This is a genomic window from Bacillus sp. FSL K6-1006, assembly GCF_038593175.1.
Lineage (GTDB): Bacteria > Bacillota > Bacilli > Bacillales > Bacillaceae > Bacillus > Bacillus safensis.
Window position 1 is genome coordinate 3694901 of sequence record NZ_CP151970.1, and the last position, 15315, is coordinate 3710215.

The 15315-nt window shown below is 41.8% G+C and carries 14 protein-coding genes and 4 tRNA genes; 3 read left to right on the forward strand and 15 right to left on the reverse strand.

Annotation, left to right across the window (positions count from 1 at the left end; genetic code table 11):
• Nucleotides 1–5: 5 nt before the first annotated feature.
• The 8 genes from yycI to NSS65_RS19215 form a co-directional block, all read right to left on the reverse strand.
• Nucleotides 6–869 carry a two-component system regulatory protein YycI gene (gene yycI / locus NSS65_RS19180; protein WP_034283591.1) on the reverse strand — a complete coding sequence of 288 codons (864 nt, stop codon included), beginning with the start codon at nt 867–869 and terminating at the stop codon, nt 6–8.
• Nucleotides 856–2235, reverse strand: coding sequence for a two-component system activity regulator YycH (gene yycH, locus NSS65_RS19185; protein WP_034283594.1), 1380 nt, complete (start codon nt 2233–2235; stop codon nt 856–858). Before yycH ends, yycI begins: the two co-directional genes overlap by 14 nt.
• The gene (walK, locus tag NSS65_RS19190; RefSeq protein ID WP_024424029.1) at nt 2225–4063 is read right to left on the reverse strand and encodes a cell wall metabolism sensor histidine kinase WalK; all 1839 of its coding nucleotides are present in this window, start codon (nt 4061–4063) and stop codon (nt 2225–2227) included. Before walK ends, yycH begins: the two co-directional genes overlap by 11 nt.
• Nucleotides 4064–4070: 7 nt before the next feature.
• On the reverse strand, nt 4071–4778 hold the full coding sequence (yycF, locus tag NSS65_RS19195; RefSeq protein WP_024424030.1) for a response regulator YycF: 708 nt from the start codon (nt 4776–4778) through the stop codon (nt 4071–4073).
• 347 nt (nt 4779–5125) lie between these two features.
• Nucleotides 5126–5198: transfer RNA gene (locus NSS65_RS19200), tRNA-Phe, on the reverse strand.
• 27 nt (nt 5199–5225) lie between these two features.
• A tRNA-Asp gene (locus NSS65_RS19205) sits at nt 5226–5302 on the reverse strand.
• A gap of 82 nt (nt 5303–5384) precedes the next feature.
• Nucleotides 5385–5456: transfer RNA gene (locus NSS65_RS19210), tRNA-Glu, on the reverse strand.
• A 6-nt stretch (nt 5457–5462) separates the two neighbouring features.
• Nucleotides 5463–5538: transfer RNA gene (locus NSS65_RS19215), tRNA-Lys, on the reverse strand.
• Between the two features lie 344 nt (nt 5539–5882).
• On the opposite strand from NSS65_RS19215, the gene NSS65_RS19220 reads away from it, so the two are divergent.
• Nucleotides 5883–6407, forward strand: a complete 525-nt coding sequence (locus tag NSS65_RS19220) for a peroxiredoxin family protein (protein ID WP_024424031.1) — start codon at nt 5883–5885, stop codon at nt 6405–6407.
• Nucleotides 6408–6435: 28 nt separating this feature from the next.
• Here the strand turns inward: NSS65_RS19220 and NSS65_RS19225 are convergent, their stop codons facing one another.
• The 6 genes from NSS65_RS19225 to NSS65_RS19250 all read right to left on the reverse strand — a co-directional run bounded on the left by NSS65_RS19225 (nt 6436) and on the right by NSS65_RS19250 (nt 12551).
• Nucleotides 6436–6645, reverse strand: coding sequence for a hypothetical protein (locus tag NSS65_RS19225; RefSeq protein ID WP_070326249.1), 210 nt, complete (start codon nt 6643–6645; stop codon nt 6436–6438).
• A gap of 13 nt (nt 6646–6658) precedes the next feature.
• Complete coding sequence (locus NSS65_RS19230; protein WP_342467321.1) at nt 6659–7792, reverse strand: DUF418 domain-containing protein; 1134 nt, start codon at nt 7790–7792, stop codon at nt 6659–6661.
• A gap of 136 nt (nt 7793–7928) precedes the next feature.
• A complete protein-coding gene (locus NSS65_RS19235; RefSeq protein WP_024424032.1) occupies nt 7929–9218 on the reverse strand; it encodes an adenylosuccinate synthase in 1290 nt (429 codons plus the stop codon).
• A gap of 255 nt (nt 9219–9473) precedes the next feature.
• Nucleotides 9474–9887, reverse strand: coding sequence for a VOC family protein (locus NSS65_RS19240; RefSeq protein WP_041118423.1), 414 nt, complete (start codon nt 9885–9887; stop codon nt 9474–9476).
• 129 nt (nt 9888–10016) lie between these two features.
• Nucleotides 10017–11381, reverse strand: coding sequence for a replicative DNA helicase (dnaB, locus tag NSS65_RS19245; RefSeq protein WP_003214779.1), 1365 nt, complete (start codon nt 11379–11381; stop codon nt 10017–10019).
• 213 nt (nt 11382–11594) lie between these two features.
• Entirely contained in the window at nt 11595–12551 is a 957-nt protein-coding gene (locus NSS65_RS19250; protein WP_326135170.1) for a DUF4885 family protein, read from the reverse strand.
• Between the two features lie 107 nt (nt 12552–12658).
• Here NSS65_RS19250 and NSS65_RS19255 point away from each other — a divergent pair, with 107 nt between their 5' ends.
• The gene (locus tag NSS65_RS19255; protein WP_144496501.1) at nt 12659–13516 is read left to right on the forward strand and encodes a hypothetical protein; all 858 of its coding nucleotides are present in this window, start codon (nt 12659–12661) and stop codon (nt 13514–13516) included.
• A 161-nt stretch (nt 13517–13677) separates the two neighbouring features.
• Here NSS65_RS19255 and NSS65_RS19260 read toward each other — a convergent pair whose 3' ends face one another.
• Nucleotides 13678–13896: a hypothetical protein gene (locus NSS65_RS19260; RefSeq protein ID WP_024424038.1), complete on the reverse strand. Its 219-nt coding sequence runs from the start codon at nt 13894–13896 to the stop codon at nt 13678–13680.
• Between the two features lie 534 nt (nt 13897–14430).
• On the opposite strand from NSS65_RS19260, the gene NSS65_RS19265 reads away from it, so the two are divergent.
• Nucleotides 14431–15315 carry an alpha/beta hydrolase-fold protein gene (locus NSS65_RS19265; RefSeq protein WP_041118431.1) on the forward strand — a complete coding sequence of 295 codons (885 nt, stop codon included), beginning with the start codon at nt 14431–14433 and terminating at the stop codon, nt 15313–15315.

Genomic DNA, 15315 nt, shown 5'->3' on the forward strand with positions numbered 1-15315 from the left:
TTCTCTCACTCCATTGAAGATTTGTCATCTTTCTCTATATGATCAAGTGTTGAGCCATCAATGGCATTGATCAAATATTCTTCTTCTGTCTTTTTCTTTGAACCTGCTGATACGCCTTCAAGCTCCACCCGCCATACAGGTACCATGACTTGCGTGCTTGCCCCCGGGTATTGCGTATAGTAGCCAAGCTCTACCTTTTTCACGGTCGTGTTTTGGCTCAGCATATTTTGCGTATATAAGTCCTTCACGGTTTCAAGTGCCGGGACAAGGGTTTCTTTTCTCACTTCATTAATCGATGTCACCATTGATTGCTGATATGAGACGATTTCGTTTTGATCGTTGAGATTTAAGGTGATTTGCCCGATGGTTTCGGTGTCATCAAGGCCTTCTTGGAAGATGTATTTCCCTTTATACGTTTGGAAAAAGACGATTTTCCCTGTCTCTTCATCTATACTCCACAGCTTATAATTCTTCCCATCCAGCAAACGCTGGTTCACAAGGTTCGTCGCCGCTGTTTTGATATCCTTTTTCGGCAAGGCAACTGGCTTGTTGAAGGTCATTTCAAGCAGCGTGACAGGATCATCTTTGTCTGTTTTCGGGAATGTGCTTTTCGCCTTTTGATCAGCTAATCCGTCGACATCCTTTTTCGTATATTGCTTCTTTTCAGCTGTAATGCGGTATCCAATCTTCGCTTCATCTGATAGATTGCCATATTTGATCCCGTCTGCCTTCATTTCTTCCAGCGTATCCGTTTTTTCGATAATCGCAAAATGATCGGTTGACCGTTTTTCAAAGTATTGAAAACCTAGAAAGATATCGAGAATGAGAAAGGCTAGGATAAAGATCGTTTTGGTCTTATTCCACTCCATGATTCTCGCTCCCCTCTGTCAAAAGATCATTCGATAGAATCACGGTTTTGCCGTTATATTTCATGCACCATACAGGCTCCAGCCAGACAAACATTGCTTGATCTTGATCTGAAGCAGTTGAAGCAGCTTGATATGCAGGGAAAATCTGTTCAATTTTCTCCAGATCATCATATTTCGTCTGCTTGATGATCAAGTCCTTCAGCTCTGTCCCGTTCATCAGCTTGACCTGTTCACTTTGACTCGCTTTATTGCCAAGAATATAGTTTGGGCGCTTGTAATTCAAAATGTCATCATTCGCCCATTGTACTTCAAGAGAGGTCATCCCAAATGGATGCTTTGTACTGTTCACGATCGGCAGACCGTCCATAAACATATTAAAGGACAGCTGCTGGTTGCTGTTGATGCCAAAATATTGATAGTCATCAGTAAAGCTTCCCGTATCATTGAAATATTTCACGCTTCGCTTAATCAAATCCCCCGTTTGGAAAACAGTGCTGGAATTGATATTGCGATGCTGATATTGAATGCGGTGGTCTTTTTGATTGGCTTCAAGGCGGCTTGTGCCATCTGTGTACACCGTCCGGTTTAAATTAGATTCCTCACCGACAAGGCTCGGGTCCGTAAACAAAGCGTCTTTGAATTTATTTGTCTTAATCGTTTCGATAAAGAACATCTTCGCTTCAAGCTGCTTTTGCTTTCTCGGAAGAAGGAAATCTCGTTTAGAATTCGTTGAGAATGTATAAAGATCATAGCGCGGCATCTCGTTTTGAGCGGCTGCGATACTGTTCATTAGATTACGGTAATTGGCGGACTCAATTGTCAGCTCAAGCACCGTCTCCTTGCTGTATGAGACCAAATACACTTTTTTATTCGCCTTATCCTGCTGGGCGAACGGCACGATCATCCGATCAAACGAGTTGTATTCAATGGACTTGTTCGGCCATTTAAAGAGCGCTTGGAAAATATCAATCGGAATCGGATCATTGAACACAAGATCCAATGTCTTCCCTTGTCCTTCGCGTCCATAGAAGAAATTCTTAAATTTCTGCTCGGAATATTGATCTGACACATCGTTAATCTCTTTGACATCCCAAAGGCTCACATCATTCCAAAAGTTTTGAAAGAGTTCCTTTTGATCCACTTTAAAATGCTCCCCATTTGAATGGATGAACATCTCGCGCGGCTTCACGACATCAATGAGACTTCTAGGCTCGTCGCTTGAAATCTTCTTCGTTTCCACGACCTGTGTGCCGGTATCTGCCTGATCCTGCATGACGGGCTGGAACATCCAGATATTCCACGTAAATACAAGACTGATCGCAATTAGGATTGTCAATATTATGGTTTTAAAGGTCTCACGCTTCATCCCAATCATCCTCTTGTTCTTCATTGTACGGAAGGGTAAAGGTCACCGTTGTCCCTTTTCCTTCAATGCTGTCAGCCCAAATATCTCCGCCATGAGCCTGAACCATTTCTTTTGCTATCGCAAGACCGAGGCCGGTTCCGCCAAGCTTTCTTGTTCTTGCTTTATCCACCCGATAAAAACGTTCAAAGATTTTATCCATATCCTTCTTCGGAATACCGATTCCTTCATCTTTCACGCTGAATAACACAAGGCCTTTCTCTTCATCCAGATCGACGGTAAACGTGATGTGTCCACCCTCTGGTGAGTATTTCATGGCATTGGAAATGATATTATCGAGCACCTGAGTAATTTTATCTTGGTCGATTTCCACATATACTTCACGCTGCGGCAGGTTGCGGATAAAATCGACATGCTGCTCCTTCGTCATTTCAAAACGATCAATGACGAGCGAGATAAACCTGATAAAGTTCGTCCACTCACGGTTGAATTGATAATCCTTGCTGTCGAACTTAGACAGCTGCAGCAGGTCATTGACAAGCCGGATCATCCGCTCAGTTTCATTTTGCGTGACACTGAGGAATCTTGGTGCAAGCTCTTTATCACCAATCGCACCTTCAGCCAGCGCCTCAAGGTAGCTTCGCATCGTCGTCAGCGGTGTGCGCAGCTCATGCGATACGTTCGCGACGAATTCACGGCGTTCAGCATCAATTTTCTCCTGCTCTGTGACGTCATAAATGACCGCAATTAAGCCATCAATTTTCCCATGCTCTTTCTGAATGACGGAGAAATTCACACGCAATACAGACAGCTGGTCTTCGCGTTCAATTTCTATCAGCATAGAATCTTGATTTTCGACTAAATCTTCAAATGTATGAGTTTCCTCTAAGCCAAGCAAAGACGTAATCGGCATCTCTAGTGCTGTTTCACGTGAAACATTTAACAGCTCTAATGCAGGGCTGTTTAATAGAATAATTGCACCGTTTTGATTCGTTGCGATGACACCGTCCGTCATATAGGCAATAACAGAAGAAAGCTTTTTCCGCTCCCCCTCCGTCATCAGCTGAGCTTCCTCCAGCTCTCTCGTCAGATGGTTAAAGGTTGTCGCAAGCTGGCCAATCTCGTCATGTCCATACTTCCGGACCTTTCTGGAGAAGTTCCCTTTGGCAAGCTCGATCGCCTGCTTTCTCATATCTGAAATAGGATGAGTGATCGTTCTAAAGATGAAGATACCAAGTAGAGCAGTCGTCCCAAGTGCAATCAGTGTCCCAGTTGCTAAAATGGTGTTAATGGTTCGCATTTGGTTAAACACACTTTCCATTGAAGACACAACATAAATCACACCAACGGTCTCTTGGTTCTCATTTTTTACGGCTGTCGCAGAAATACGCACCCTTTTATTTGACTCAGGGTCATAGAATTTTTTCTCATAGTCTTTGCCGACCGCAAAAATACGGCTAATGATTTGATCAGTGATTTTCTTGCCGGCAATCTCTTGGCTGCCGTTATTTACAGAAGCAATGACCTCTCTGCTTTCGTCAATATAGCTGACTTCAGAGATTTCATTAGACTCATCTTTGTTGTTAAAATCGTTTAATATCTTTTGAGCATCCTCTTTTAATTCTGCTTTGCTTTTCGATGAATCTTGTTCTAGGTAATACGATAACGAGTAGATTCGCTGATTCAAGGAATTATCATATGAATTAATTAAGGACTGCTCTAGCTGCTTCACAAAGTACACGCCAATGATCTGCATGGCGACGATGATCAGCAGCACGTAAATCAAGGTCAATTTGAAGTGAATCGAGCGAAAAAAACCTACTTTACTCATAAGAATCTTAGTCCTGCTCTGGGTTTCTTAAATAGTAGCCTACGCCTCGTCTTGTCACGATCCAGCTCGGGTGGCTAGGATTGTCTTCAATCTTTTCACGAAGACGGCGGACTGTGACGTCTACTGTACGGACATCTCCGAAGTAATCATAGCCCCATACGGTTTGCAGCAAGTGCTCACGTGTCATGACTTGTCCGATATGTTTCGCTAAATAATGAAGCAGTTCGAACTCACGGTGCGTCAATTCAATCGTTTCCTCGCGCTTAGACACCACATACGCATCTGGATAAATAACAAGTGATCCAACCTCAATATCATTTGATTCAGATTCTTCCTCCGTCTGCGGAGCAGCGGTTTGTCTTCTCAAATTCGCTTTCACGCGGGCAAGCAGCTCCCGTGTGCTGAAAGGCTTTGTCACATAATCATCTGCGCCAAGCTCAAGGCCGATGACTTTATCAATTTCAGAGTCTTTTGCTGTCAGCATGATAATCGGCATATCATATTTCTTTCTCACTTCACGGCACACTTCAACACCATCTTTATTCGGCAGCATAATGTCGAGCAGAATAATGTCCGGCTTGATTTCTTCTACCATTTCAAGGGCTTCGTTTCCATCATATGCACAATGAACCTCATAGCCCTCTTTCCTTAAATTAAATTCCAATATATCAGCAATCGGTTTTTCATCATCTACGACAAGAATCTTTTTTTCCATTGTGATTTCCTCCTGCATTTTTAGCATCTATGTCATTCCATTTTGCATGTATCATTACACCTTTTCCATTTATGAAAAAAAGGCTCACTGTCTATTATAACGTTTTACGAGGCAAAGATAAAAATAATAACGGCTTTCTTTTCTAGTAAACGTTGGATAGGAAGGCGCCGCTCGAAAAAATTGATGACTTTTTCCTTTTTTATTGAAACTTTTCCAATCACCAGCCGTCTATATAGATGTAACGTCTTCTTCTTATGGAGCCGGGCCCTACCTAGGTCCGGCTTCTCCCTTTTTATGCCTTCTTTTCATAATAAAAACGCACCTGCGATTGCAGATGCGTTTGGAAGTGGCTCGGGACGGAATCGAACCGCCGACACACGGATTTTCAGTCCGTTGCTCTACCAACTGAGCTACCGAGCCATCATCAAAAAGATGAATATGTATAAATGGCGGTCCGGACGGGACTCGAACCCGCGACCTCCTGCGTGACAGGCAGGCATTCTAACCAACTGAACTACCGGACCTCAGTAACTTGCCCGAAAAAGCAATCGTGGTGCTCCTTCAAGCAAGTGAGGAAAAAATTAGCTTAACGCTAAAGTAAATCAATGACCCGTACGGGATTCGAACCCGTGTTACCGCCGTGAAAGGGCGGTGTCTTAACCGCTTGACCAACGGGCCAATACATGGTGAGCCATGAAGGACTCGAACCTTCGACCCTCTGATTAAAAGTCAGATGCTCTACCAACTGAGCTAATGGCTCTCGGCTTGTGAAAAGTGAATCTGAAGAAGCTGTATTGCGCCAAACCAATCGCTTTAAAAAAGCTGGAACATCGCATCCTAACAAGTTTCAGAGACCTTTGCAACAACGAGATTTATAATATCATAGAGTAAATACATATGGCAATACGTTTTTCGACATTTTTTAAAAAAAAGTGTCGGATTTGAAATCTCCTGCCAAAGCCCCCATTTTTGCAACCGCCTTCAATTTTGATGCACCTTTTCGGGTGACCACTGCCTACTTAAACACATAGACACGTTTCAGGCCGCTCAAAAATGGCTATACATGAAACAAGTGACATTGTCATTGAAAAAGGAGGAAGCAGTATGAGTTCATTCAAATTAGGAGATAAAATGCCCAACTTTTCACTTCCAACAATACAGGGCGATCACATTGATTTCGACAAACATTTAGAGGAGCATCAAAGCTGGCACCTGATCGTTTTCTTTAGAGGATCTTGGTGCCCGGTATGTGTAGAAGAATTAAAAGAGCTCGAACAGCAGCAGTCATATTTTCAGGACAAGGATATTCACTTGATGGCGATTTCAACGGATAACCCTGATGACTTGAAGGCATTTGCTGATAAAGAGGGACTGTCCTTCCCGATCATGTATGACCATGATCTCACGTCATTAAAAGCATATGAAGTCCACTATCACGGGGAAGATGCCCCATATGAAGATCACGGGGTGCACGGTGAACCTGCTTATTTCTTATTAAATGAAAAAGGTCAAGTGCTCTATCAGCAAAGACAAACAAGTCCGTTTGGCAGACCGCACGCCAACGAACTACGCAAAATCATCCAGTACATCCGTAAAAATTTAAAAGGCCAATATAAAAGCCTGAAGTAAGGAAAAAGCCCTCGCGATGAGGGCTTTTTTATGAACATTTTTTGTTAAATAGCCAGTCAGCGGAGAAAAAAACAAGGAGTCCCGCCATTAAAATGACAAAAGTAACCGGTGGTCTGTCACCTTGGCAAAACGCGTACAGCGCATGCCCTCCTAATACCAGAAGATAAAAGACAAATGCCGGCACAGCTGCTTTATGTGTATTCGCTTGTTCTCTTTTCGTCATTTTTTTAAAAAACATTGTGCTCTCCCCTTTATGATGCTTGTTTCATCGTCACCCTGCGAAGTGCCCGTGAACGGATATATTCCATTGGTCCAATTCTCCAAACCTTTAGGCAAACTGCTGAAATCACGATTTGCAGAAGTGAAACCAACAGCCATGCCAATACAATAAGGGGCGCATTGATTTGACCGCCAAGACCCAATCCCCAGCTATAAAAAAGAATGGAACAGATGACATTTTGCAGGATGTAGCAGCTGAGCGCCATTTTCCCTACATATTCAAACCAAGTCCATATGAACCATGACTCCTTGCGCGCGAGGAGCTTCGCAATGACAGCTATATAGAAAATAGAGAGGAATGGTGAAAAGACGTAGCGCACCACAAATTCCACTAGATCGTTCGAAACGAAGACTAGTGCATTCAGCGGCAGACCAACCCACAGTCCGATTCGGAACATTATTTGCCGGAGAGATTGTCCGCGTTCATTTGCATAAAATACACCGGCTCTCATCATCCGCACACCCAATAAAAACAGAAATGTGTTCATTGGAATGATAAAGACCGCTTCTTCTCGGTACATGAAGAAGTATTGTAACCGTTCTTGAACCTGCGAGATCCATGTCTCTGGCAGCTGCTCTTCCAGCGCCGGTTCACCGCTTTGATCATCGGTCACTGACTCCATTTCAGAGAGGGAGTACAGCATCAGACATGACATCACGAGCAGATGAATCACACCTGAGAAAATCATGCCCTTTTTGATGCGCCTGCTTCCTCCCCGTACAATGTAAGCCACAAGCAGCCCCGTAACGGCATAGCTCATGAGCACATCATATTCCATCACAAGCGTAAAATGGACAAAGCCTTCGATAAATAAAAATAAAAGAATCCATAAATAAGTACCCGGCCAAGGCGTGTCCTTCCTTTTTGCCTGCTGGTATTTCAGCTCCAATCCAACACCAAACATGATCGTGAGCAGCGAGAGCATTTTTCCATAAACGAACATGGAGACAAGACTTTCTAGAAAACTGCCATTTTCATATTCATCCGCAATCTGATCTGTCGCAAAGGTATCCCCTGCATACGCAAAAAACCAGACGTTCGTTCCCAAGGTGCCTAGTATGGCAAAACCTCGTAAAATATCTAATAATCGTATTCTTTCTTTCACTAGAACGCTCCTTCCTCCTATACAGTTATCATATTTTGGTAATGACCGGAAGTCCGTTCTACTGAAATTAAGGAATATTTAAACAAAAAAACACCAGTAAAATGCGAGATTTTACTGGTGCTTCATCAATCTATTCTTATGGACGGTACACGCTGCGGACAACGTTCGTTTGTGAACGATCTGGTCCGACTGAGAAAATGGAAAGAGGAATACCTGTTAATTGTGAAATGCGTTCTAAATAATGGCGGGCATTTGCAGGCAGCTCACTTAAGTTCTTCACACCTGTAATATCCTCTGTCCATCCTGGCATTTCTTCGTAGACAGGCTCACATTTCGCTAATTCATTTAGGCTTGCTGGGAATTCCTCTGTGATTTCTCCATTCAATTTATAGGCGACACAGATTTTCAATTTTTCAATCCCTGTTAGTACATCAATTGAGTTAAGAGATAAATCTGTAATTCCGCTCACACGGCGTGCATGACGGACAACAACGCTGTCAAACCAGCCGACACGGCGCGGGCGTCCAGTTGTCGTACCGTATTCACGGCCAACCTCACGAATTTGATCGCCAATTTCATCATGGAGTTCTGTTGGGAATGGGCCATCTCCAACACGTGTTGTGTACGCTTTTGACACGCCGACTACATGTTGAATTTTCGTTGGTCCTACGCCAGAACCAATTGTCACGCCTCCAGCTACTGGGTTAGATGACGTCACAAATGGGTATGTCCCTTGATCGATATCAAGCATGACCCCTTGTGCTCCTTCAAATAGCACGCGGCGGCCTTCATCTAGTGCATCATTCAAAACAACAGATGTGTCTACGACATATTTTTTCACTTGCTGGCCATATTCATAATACTCGTCTAAAATATCTTCAATCTTGAAGCCTTCTGTGTCATACATTTTCTCTAAGAGACGATTTTTCTCTTCTAGATTACGTGCAAGCTTCTCTTCAAATACTTCACGATCTAATAGATCTGCGACGCGGATACCAACGCGGGCAGCTTTATCCATATAAGCTGGTCCGATTCCTTTTTTCGTCGTACCGATCTTATTAGCCCCTTTCCGCTCTTCTTCTACCTCGTCCAATTTTAAATGGTAAGGCAGAATAACATGGGCTCTATTGCTGATTCTGAGGTTATCTGTACTCACATTCCGTTCGTGAAGATACGCAAGCTCAGTGACCAACGCTTTAGGATCAACCACCATTCCATTACCGATGACACAAGTTTTCTCTTTATAAAAAATACCGGATGGAATGAGGTGTAGCTTGTATGTCACTCCATCAAATTTGATCGTGTGACCTGCATTGTTTCCCCCTTGATAACGGGCAATCACCTCTGCATTTTCTGAAAGGAAATCGGTAATTTTCCCTTTCCCTTCGTCACCCCACTGCGTACCTACTACGACTACTGAAGACATATCGTGCACCTCCGTTAACCTTTCAAAACGTTATCTCTTTCAAACACATTTATTTTATCAATGCACAACGAAAAAGTCAACGCGAAATCCGAACATTAATATCTCGAAATCAAATTTTGTTCGTTTTAAATATAAAGAAAAGCGCTTTAATCACTTTTCCAGTGCTTAAAAATGGAGATTTTGAGCAAAAACAACTTTTTACCGTTTCCAGCTGTTCATCAACATAAAAAAGACCCCCAACAATGGGCGTCTTTTTTAAACAGGTGTAATACCATCTGTGTTCATCAGCACAACTCGATACCCATCTGGGTCTTCAATGGTTGCTCCTCCCCGGTCCCAGTATGGATTCGTTGAGGTGACATGCCGTCCGCCAAATGAGAGCAATCTCTCTTTCATTTGCTGAAATTCTTCTGCATCTGGAATATAGAAAACAAGCAGCTGTTCTGGATGCGGGACGGGCAGGCTTTCTTCTTCTTCATGTTTGGTGATTTCTAAATGAACATGCTGGTGAGGCAGCCCGAGCATCACACCATCGTACCCTTCATGCTGATCAAATGAGCCTATTCGTTTGAGCCCTAAGCCTTCTTCATAAAAGGAAACAACCTCTTTCATGTTGACGGTTGGGCGTGCGATACGTAATTGAGCGGCTTCAAACTGTTGAAATTTCATCAGTCTTCACTCCTTTTCTCCTTTTAGTATACGCTCTCTCTTTTTCTCTCTCCTCCTCATTTTGATTGTTTTTTCAATCATTCTTTCGATGTAGATCAATCAAAAAAGCCCAGCTTCTTGAGCTGGGCTTTAAGCACCGGGCGGAACACCCGCATCATCAAATCTTCTTTCCAAGTTGACGAATTTGTTATATTCTTTGACGAACGCCAGTGATACTGTACCAACGGGACCGTTACGCTGTTTGGCAATAATGATTTCGATAATGTTCTTATTCTCTGATTCTTTGTCATAGTAATCATCACGATAAAGGAATGCCACGATATCGGCATCCTGCTCGATACTTCCTGATTCACGAATATCAGACATCATCGGACGTTTGTCCTGGCGCTGCTCTACCCCACGGGAAAGCTGAGACAAGGCAATAACCGGAACTTCAAGCTCCCTTGCCAGCGATTTTAATGCCCTAGAGATTTCAGAAACCTCCTGCTGACGGTTATCGCTTGATCGCCCGCTCCCTTGAATGAGCTGCAAGTAGTCAATCAGGATCATGCCAAGACCATTTTCTTGCTTCAATCGGCGGCATTTCGAGCGAATTTCACTTACTCTGATTCCAGGTGTATCGTCAATGAAAATTCCGCTGTTTGACAGCGAGCCCATCGCCATTGTCAGCTTGCCCCAGTCCTCTTCTGTCAGATTACCGGTTCTTAGGTTTTGTGCATTGATATTCCCCTCTGCACAAAGCATACGCATAACGAGCTGCTCAGCACCCATCTCTAAACTAAAGATGGCGACACTTTCATCCGTTTTGGTCGCGACATTTTGGGCAATGTTCAATGCGAAGGCGGTTTTCCCTACTGATGGACGAGCCGCTACAATGATTAAATCATTTCGCTGGAATCCAGCTGTCATCCGGTCAAGCTCAGAGAAACCTGTTGGAATCCCTGTGATATCGCCTTTACGGTTATGAAGCTGTTCAATATTATCGTATGTTTGAACAAGAACGTCCTTAATGTTTTGAAAGGCTCCTGAGTTTTTACGCTGCGCCACTTCCATAATGGTCTTTTCAGCATCGCTCAACAGGTCCTCTACTTCATCCTCACGTGTGTATCCATCTTGTGCAATGGTTGTCGCCGTACGGATCAGACGTCTTAAAATGGATTTTTCTTCTACAATTTTTGCATAGTATTCAATGTTTGCGGCAGTTGGGACAGAGTTCGCAATATCGGTTAAATACGAAATCCCGCCTACCTCTTCTAGTAAATCTGTATTGGCAAGCTCAGATGTCACCGTGACAAGATCGACCGGTTCTCCTCTATCGCCAAGTACAAGCATCGCATTGTAAATCTTTTGATGCGACATTCTATAGAAATCCTCTGGAATTAATACCTCAGAAGCGAGCGTTAGCGCAGATGGTTCTAAAAAAACAGCACCTAATACGGCCTGCTCGGCTTCTATATTTTGCGGCGGCAGCCGGTCATCGAGAAGTTCCGTCATGCCAAGCACCGTCCTTTCATAAAAAAATACGCTACTCATCATTTTAACATTTTCATCAATAAAAAAGTGAAAAACATCGACTATAGTCAAAATTACCATGTTGATATTTTGTGCAAACCAGCGCATTTCAATAGAAAAGACTCTGTAACATCAATTGTTATAGAGTCTTTCGTTATCGCTAATGATTTTGTATCCGTCATCGTTCAAGTTTTGTTAATCTATCGCTTTCTTAACCCCATAATTCACTTTTTGCCCAATGTCTTGTAAAGAATCGTTTTGATAACCAATAGATAACACCAAATCTGGAATGGAATCAAACCCGTTTTTCGCTAGGTCAAATAGCTGTGCTCCGTAATGTGAAGCGGCAATGCGCGCATTTTCTGCTGTATATGGATTTTTAAGAAGTTCTTCTTTGTATAGATCAAAAATATTCGTTCCGTTATCCGTTACAAATTGACCATTTACAATGCTTAAATCCTTTAAATTGTAGCCTGTCACCGTTTTGATTTGATTGACAAGATGGAACTTTGCTAGAGAATCCGATGTGAATTGAGTAGAATCATCATTTCTGCTTTTCATAATATGGAAAAATAATTCTCTTGTATTGTTGGTTGTATTTAATAAGTCTTCTATTTGTTTCATCAGCGATTCGTCTTTTGAACCACTTACCACCAATTTAAAATTGTTCGGGTCAATGGTAAAGGTTAGATTTGTATTTTTAGGAATGGATATCCCGTTTTTAGAGAATAAATCTTGTAATTGTTCGTTGACCTTTTGCCGATTGAATATTTTTTTCTCTACGCTTTCTTGAGTAGGATCGTACCGTTTTTCGTTACGGAAGATGGCGTCATTAAAGTCATATTGTCCACCTTTTCCAGAATTAGCCCAGCCAATCTCCATCGTATATGCAGCTTCTCTTTCTACTTTAGTTAGATCACTCCTAAAATAAGGCGAGCGTGGATTTCGATACTTATCGTGTATATGACCATGAGGATTTTTGAAACGTTTATTTTGTTCATTTATTTTTTCATATTTTTCATCTAGTATTTTCATCCGTCTATCAGATTCGGTCATCACCTCATTTGTACTTTTAATAGCTGATTGACCCTTATAGTCTATTCGGTTCTGATTGTTTGAAACACCTGCCGTGTATGACGTATTAATATTCATTTTGATTCTCCTTTTTAAAAAATAGTGATTATTAAATATATCGGCAATTCAGTTAAAATTTGTTAGTTCTGATCCGATATAGTAATTATTACAAGGAGGGTTAAAATATGACAAATACTATCTTCAAACGTTTTTTGTTACCTGCATTGGTATTAGTGCTTGTTACTAGTTTTTTTGCACCTAATTCAGCAGAAGCAGCGATTACGGGGAATAACAGCCCTAACACAGCAAGCTCAATGGGATATTGGAAAAATAGTCGCCCAGATACAACAATCTTACCTGAAGGTGAAAATGAAGCGTATTATCAGTTCACGATCAATAAGGGTGAAAGGGTCTATGTGCGAAGTTCGTATAATAAGCAATATACGGGGATGAAAATCGAGGTATATAATTCGAAGAGTTCTAAACCAGGGTCAAGAGTGATTAATCCTGATTCAGTAACACCCTTTATATTTGCAAATACTGGTGACGTTACTTCAACTTCAGAAACTTATTTTGTGAAAGTGACCCGTGGCTCATATACAGGGAATATGTATTTTACTGTCTCCATTCAAGATCGTATCAAATCTGGGAATGGGACATTCAATTTTACCGGGACTGCTACCAACTTGGGGAATTCATCTTTGAATCTAGCAGGTGTTGATTCTTCTGTCATTACAATGGATTTAACGAACAATTCTTCTATTCCTAACAATGCTATCGTTAAATCGATTTCAACAACTAGTACCCAATCGCCTAACCAAGGAAATGTCACACACAAACTGATGGCTGATGAAAACAAGATTTGGAACCAATCACTTTTTTCATCTGCAACAAGTGGGTCTTATCGTATTTCACTGGAAGATGAATTAAAAGTAGCTCAAAAATGGAGCTTTAAGTACAACGCAAAGGCTACTGCGAGATCTACTATGAGCAATGTCAAAGCCGATATCCGTTACGAATATGATGTCACAGATGGATTCTAATTAAATGGTGTTTACAGACATATACACCGATTGATCAAAAAGTAAGGGGACATCCCTTACTTTTTTCATTTCCGCATTTTTGATGCTATATGATATTTGGCCAACTTTAAAACAGCACCGTCCTTTCATAAGAAATACGATGCTCATAAAAAGTGAAAGTGTTAATGGTGGTTTTGCTTGAGGGCGTGTTGAAAGAGGAGGATGGTGATCATATCGGTGGCCCGCTGGTATAAATCCCATTGTTCATAGGCCGCAAATGTCATCCGTATTTCATGTAATGATTGCTTCATTTCTTGATATTCTTCCACTGTAAACGTATTTTTCAATTTGAGCTGATGTTCAAGCAGTTTTAGCCTTAGCTTTCCTAATGGAGTTTTCATTCTGCCTACATTCCCTTCGATCTTGTCTTCCTTAGAAAATTGTATATGAATTTACGCATGAGATTGAATAAGTTGTGAGATATGCTCACCAGCTTTTCGAAAAATTCTCCTCTTTTTTCCTAAAAATACAAGAAGGTCTATAGACTTATTTTTCCTCAAAATGATTTCAAGAAGAAAAACCTATATATATTCCTGAATCAAACAGAAGAAAATGGTAAATATCCCGTGACGGTCAAGGTCTTTTGGCATTTCTCCTCTTTTTAAATGACTCAGTCCGGCATTCCCTATTTCCATTCATTTGGTAGTTATTTAGTCCTTTATTTTCCGAAAATTTAGATCAAATTATCAATTACACCACTTAATGAACATTTGACTTCATAATTGATAACCATTATCATTTGATTTGCTTGCGTGATAATTGAGAATCATTTTCATTTGAAGGGACCATTCTTCAATCTCTACACTCATCCTATATCCGCAAGCCTGCTTTTATCAGCATATGAGAGTCAATTTGAGGAAGGGGATTTTTTACACATGTCCAAACGCCCTGAAGGAATGGGTACTGAGGATTCTCTTTTCGGAGAAAGCCGTCCTTTTTTTATACCCGGGACGGAGCAACTGGATATCACAGCACACCCATACAGACTTTTTATATTTAAACCGAATACTACTCCTCCAGCGGCTGGTTTTCCAGTCATGTACGTGCTTGATGGGAATTCACTTTTTGGCACAATGGTCGAAGCCATTCGTTTACAGTCAAGAAGACCCGAAAAAACAGGTGTTGTACCTGCCATCATTGTTGGAATTGGCTATCAGACAGAAGCGCCCTATCATCCGCTCAGGCATTATGATCTCACTCTAACCGGCCCTGACGCTTCCATTGGTGACAAAAGAAAGGATTTCTCCACCCATACATATGGCGGCGCCTCTGCGTTCTTTTCTTTTTTAGAAAAGATTGTAAAGCCTTATATCGAGCAGCGCTTTCCGATCAACCAGAGTCGTCAAACACTATTTGGGCACTCTCTTGGCGGTCTTTTTGTATTACACACACTATTTGAGCACCCTGATGCTTATCAAACATATATTGCAGGCAGTCCTTCTATCCACTGGAACAAAAAATTATTTCTAGAAAAAGAACACCAATTCACCAGCCATATACGTCAGATGCCTATGGATGTCAGGCTGCTTGTAGGTGTAGGTGAGTTAGAAAAACATCATCCGTGTCAAATGAATGATCATGCAAATTCACTAGCAAATCGTATGCTGCCCTTATCCCCATATGGCTTGCATACAGCCTATCACGAATTCCCTAAAGAAGGACATACGTCCGTTTTACCGGTGCTGATGAATGACGCTTTTCGATTTGCACTCTATCATGATGATCCTTTCACAACCACAGACATGAAGGAAAGGCAGTGA

What these genes read in the sequence shown, in the direction of transcription:
- NSS65_RS19235 (WP_024424032.1), bottom strand. Translation starts at nt 9,218, where the DNA reads ATGTCTTCAGTAGTCGTAGTAGGTACGCAGTGGGGTGACGAAGGGAAA.
- NSS65_RS19265 (WP_041118431.1), top strand. Translation starts at nt 14,431, where the DNA reads ATGTCCAAACGCCCTGAAGGAATGGGTACTGAGGATTCTCTTTTCGGA.
- NSS65_RS19225 (WP_070326249.1), bottom strand. Translation starts at nt 6,645, where the DNA reads ATGTTTTTTAAAAAAATGACGAAAAGAGAACAAGCGAATACACATAAA.
- dnaB (WP_003214779.1), bottom strand. Translation starts at nt 11,381, where the DNA reads ATGACGGAACTTCTCGATGACCGGCTGCCGCCGCAAAATATAGAAGCC.
- NSS65_RS19220 (WP_024424031.1), top strand. Translation starts at nt 5,883, where the DNA reads ATGAGTTCATTCAAATTAGGAGATAAAATGCCCAACTTTTCACTTCCA.
- yycI (WP_034283591.1), bottom strand. Translation starts at nt 869, where the DNA reads ATGGAGTGGAATAAGACCAAAACGATCTTTATCCTAGCCTTTCTCATT.
- NSS65_RS19255 (WP_144496501.1), top strand. Translation starts at nt 12,659, where the DNA reads ATGACAAATACTATCTTCAAACGTTTTTTGTTACCTGCATTGGTATTA.
- yycH (WP_034283594.1), bottom strand. Translation starts at nt 2,235, where the DNA reads ATGAAGCGTGAGACCTTTAAAACCATAATATTGACAATCCTAATTGCG.
- NSS65_RS19240 (WP_041118423.1), bottom strand. Translation starts at nt 9,887, where the DNA reads ATGAAATTTCAACAGTTTGAAGCCGCTCAATTACGTATCGCACGCCCA.
- NSS65_RS19260 (WP_024424038.1), bottom strand. Translation starts at nt 13,896, where the DNA reads ATGAAAACTCCATTAGGAAAGCTAAGGCTAAAACTGCTTGAACATCAG.
- NSS65_RS19250 (WP_326135170.1), bottom strand. Translation starts at nt 12,551, where the DNA reads ATGAATATTAATACGTCATACACGGCAGGTGTTTCAAACAATCAGAAC.
- walK (WP_024424029.1), bottom strand. Translation starts at nt 4,063, where the DNA reads ATGAGTAAAGTAGGTTTTTTTCGCTCGATTCACTTCAAATTGACCTTG.
- yycF (WP_024424030.1), bottom strand. Translation starts at nt 4,778, where the DNA reads ATGGAAAAAAAGATTCTTGTCGTAGATGATGAAAAACCGATTGCTGAT.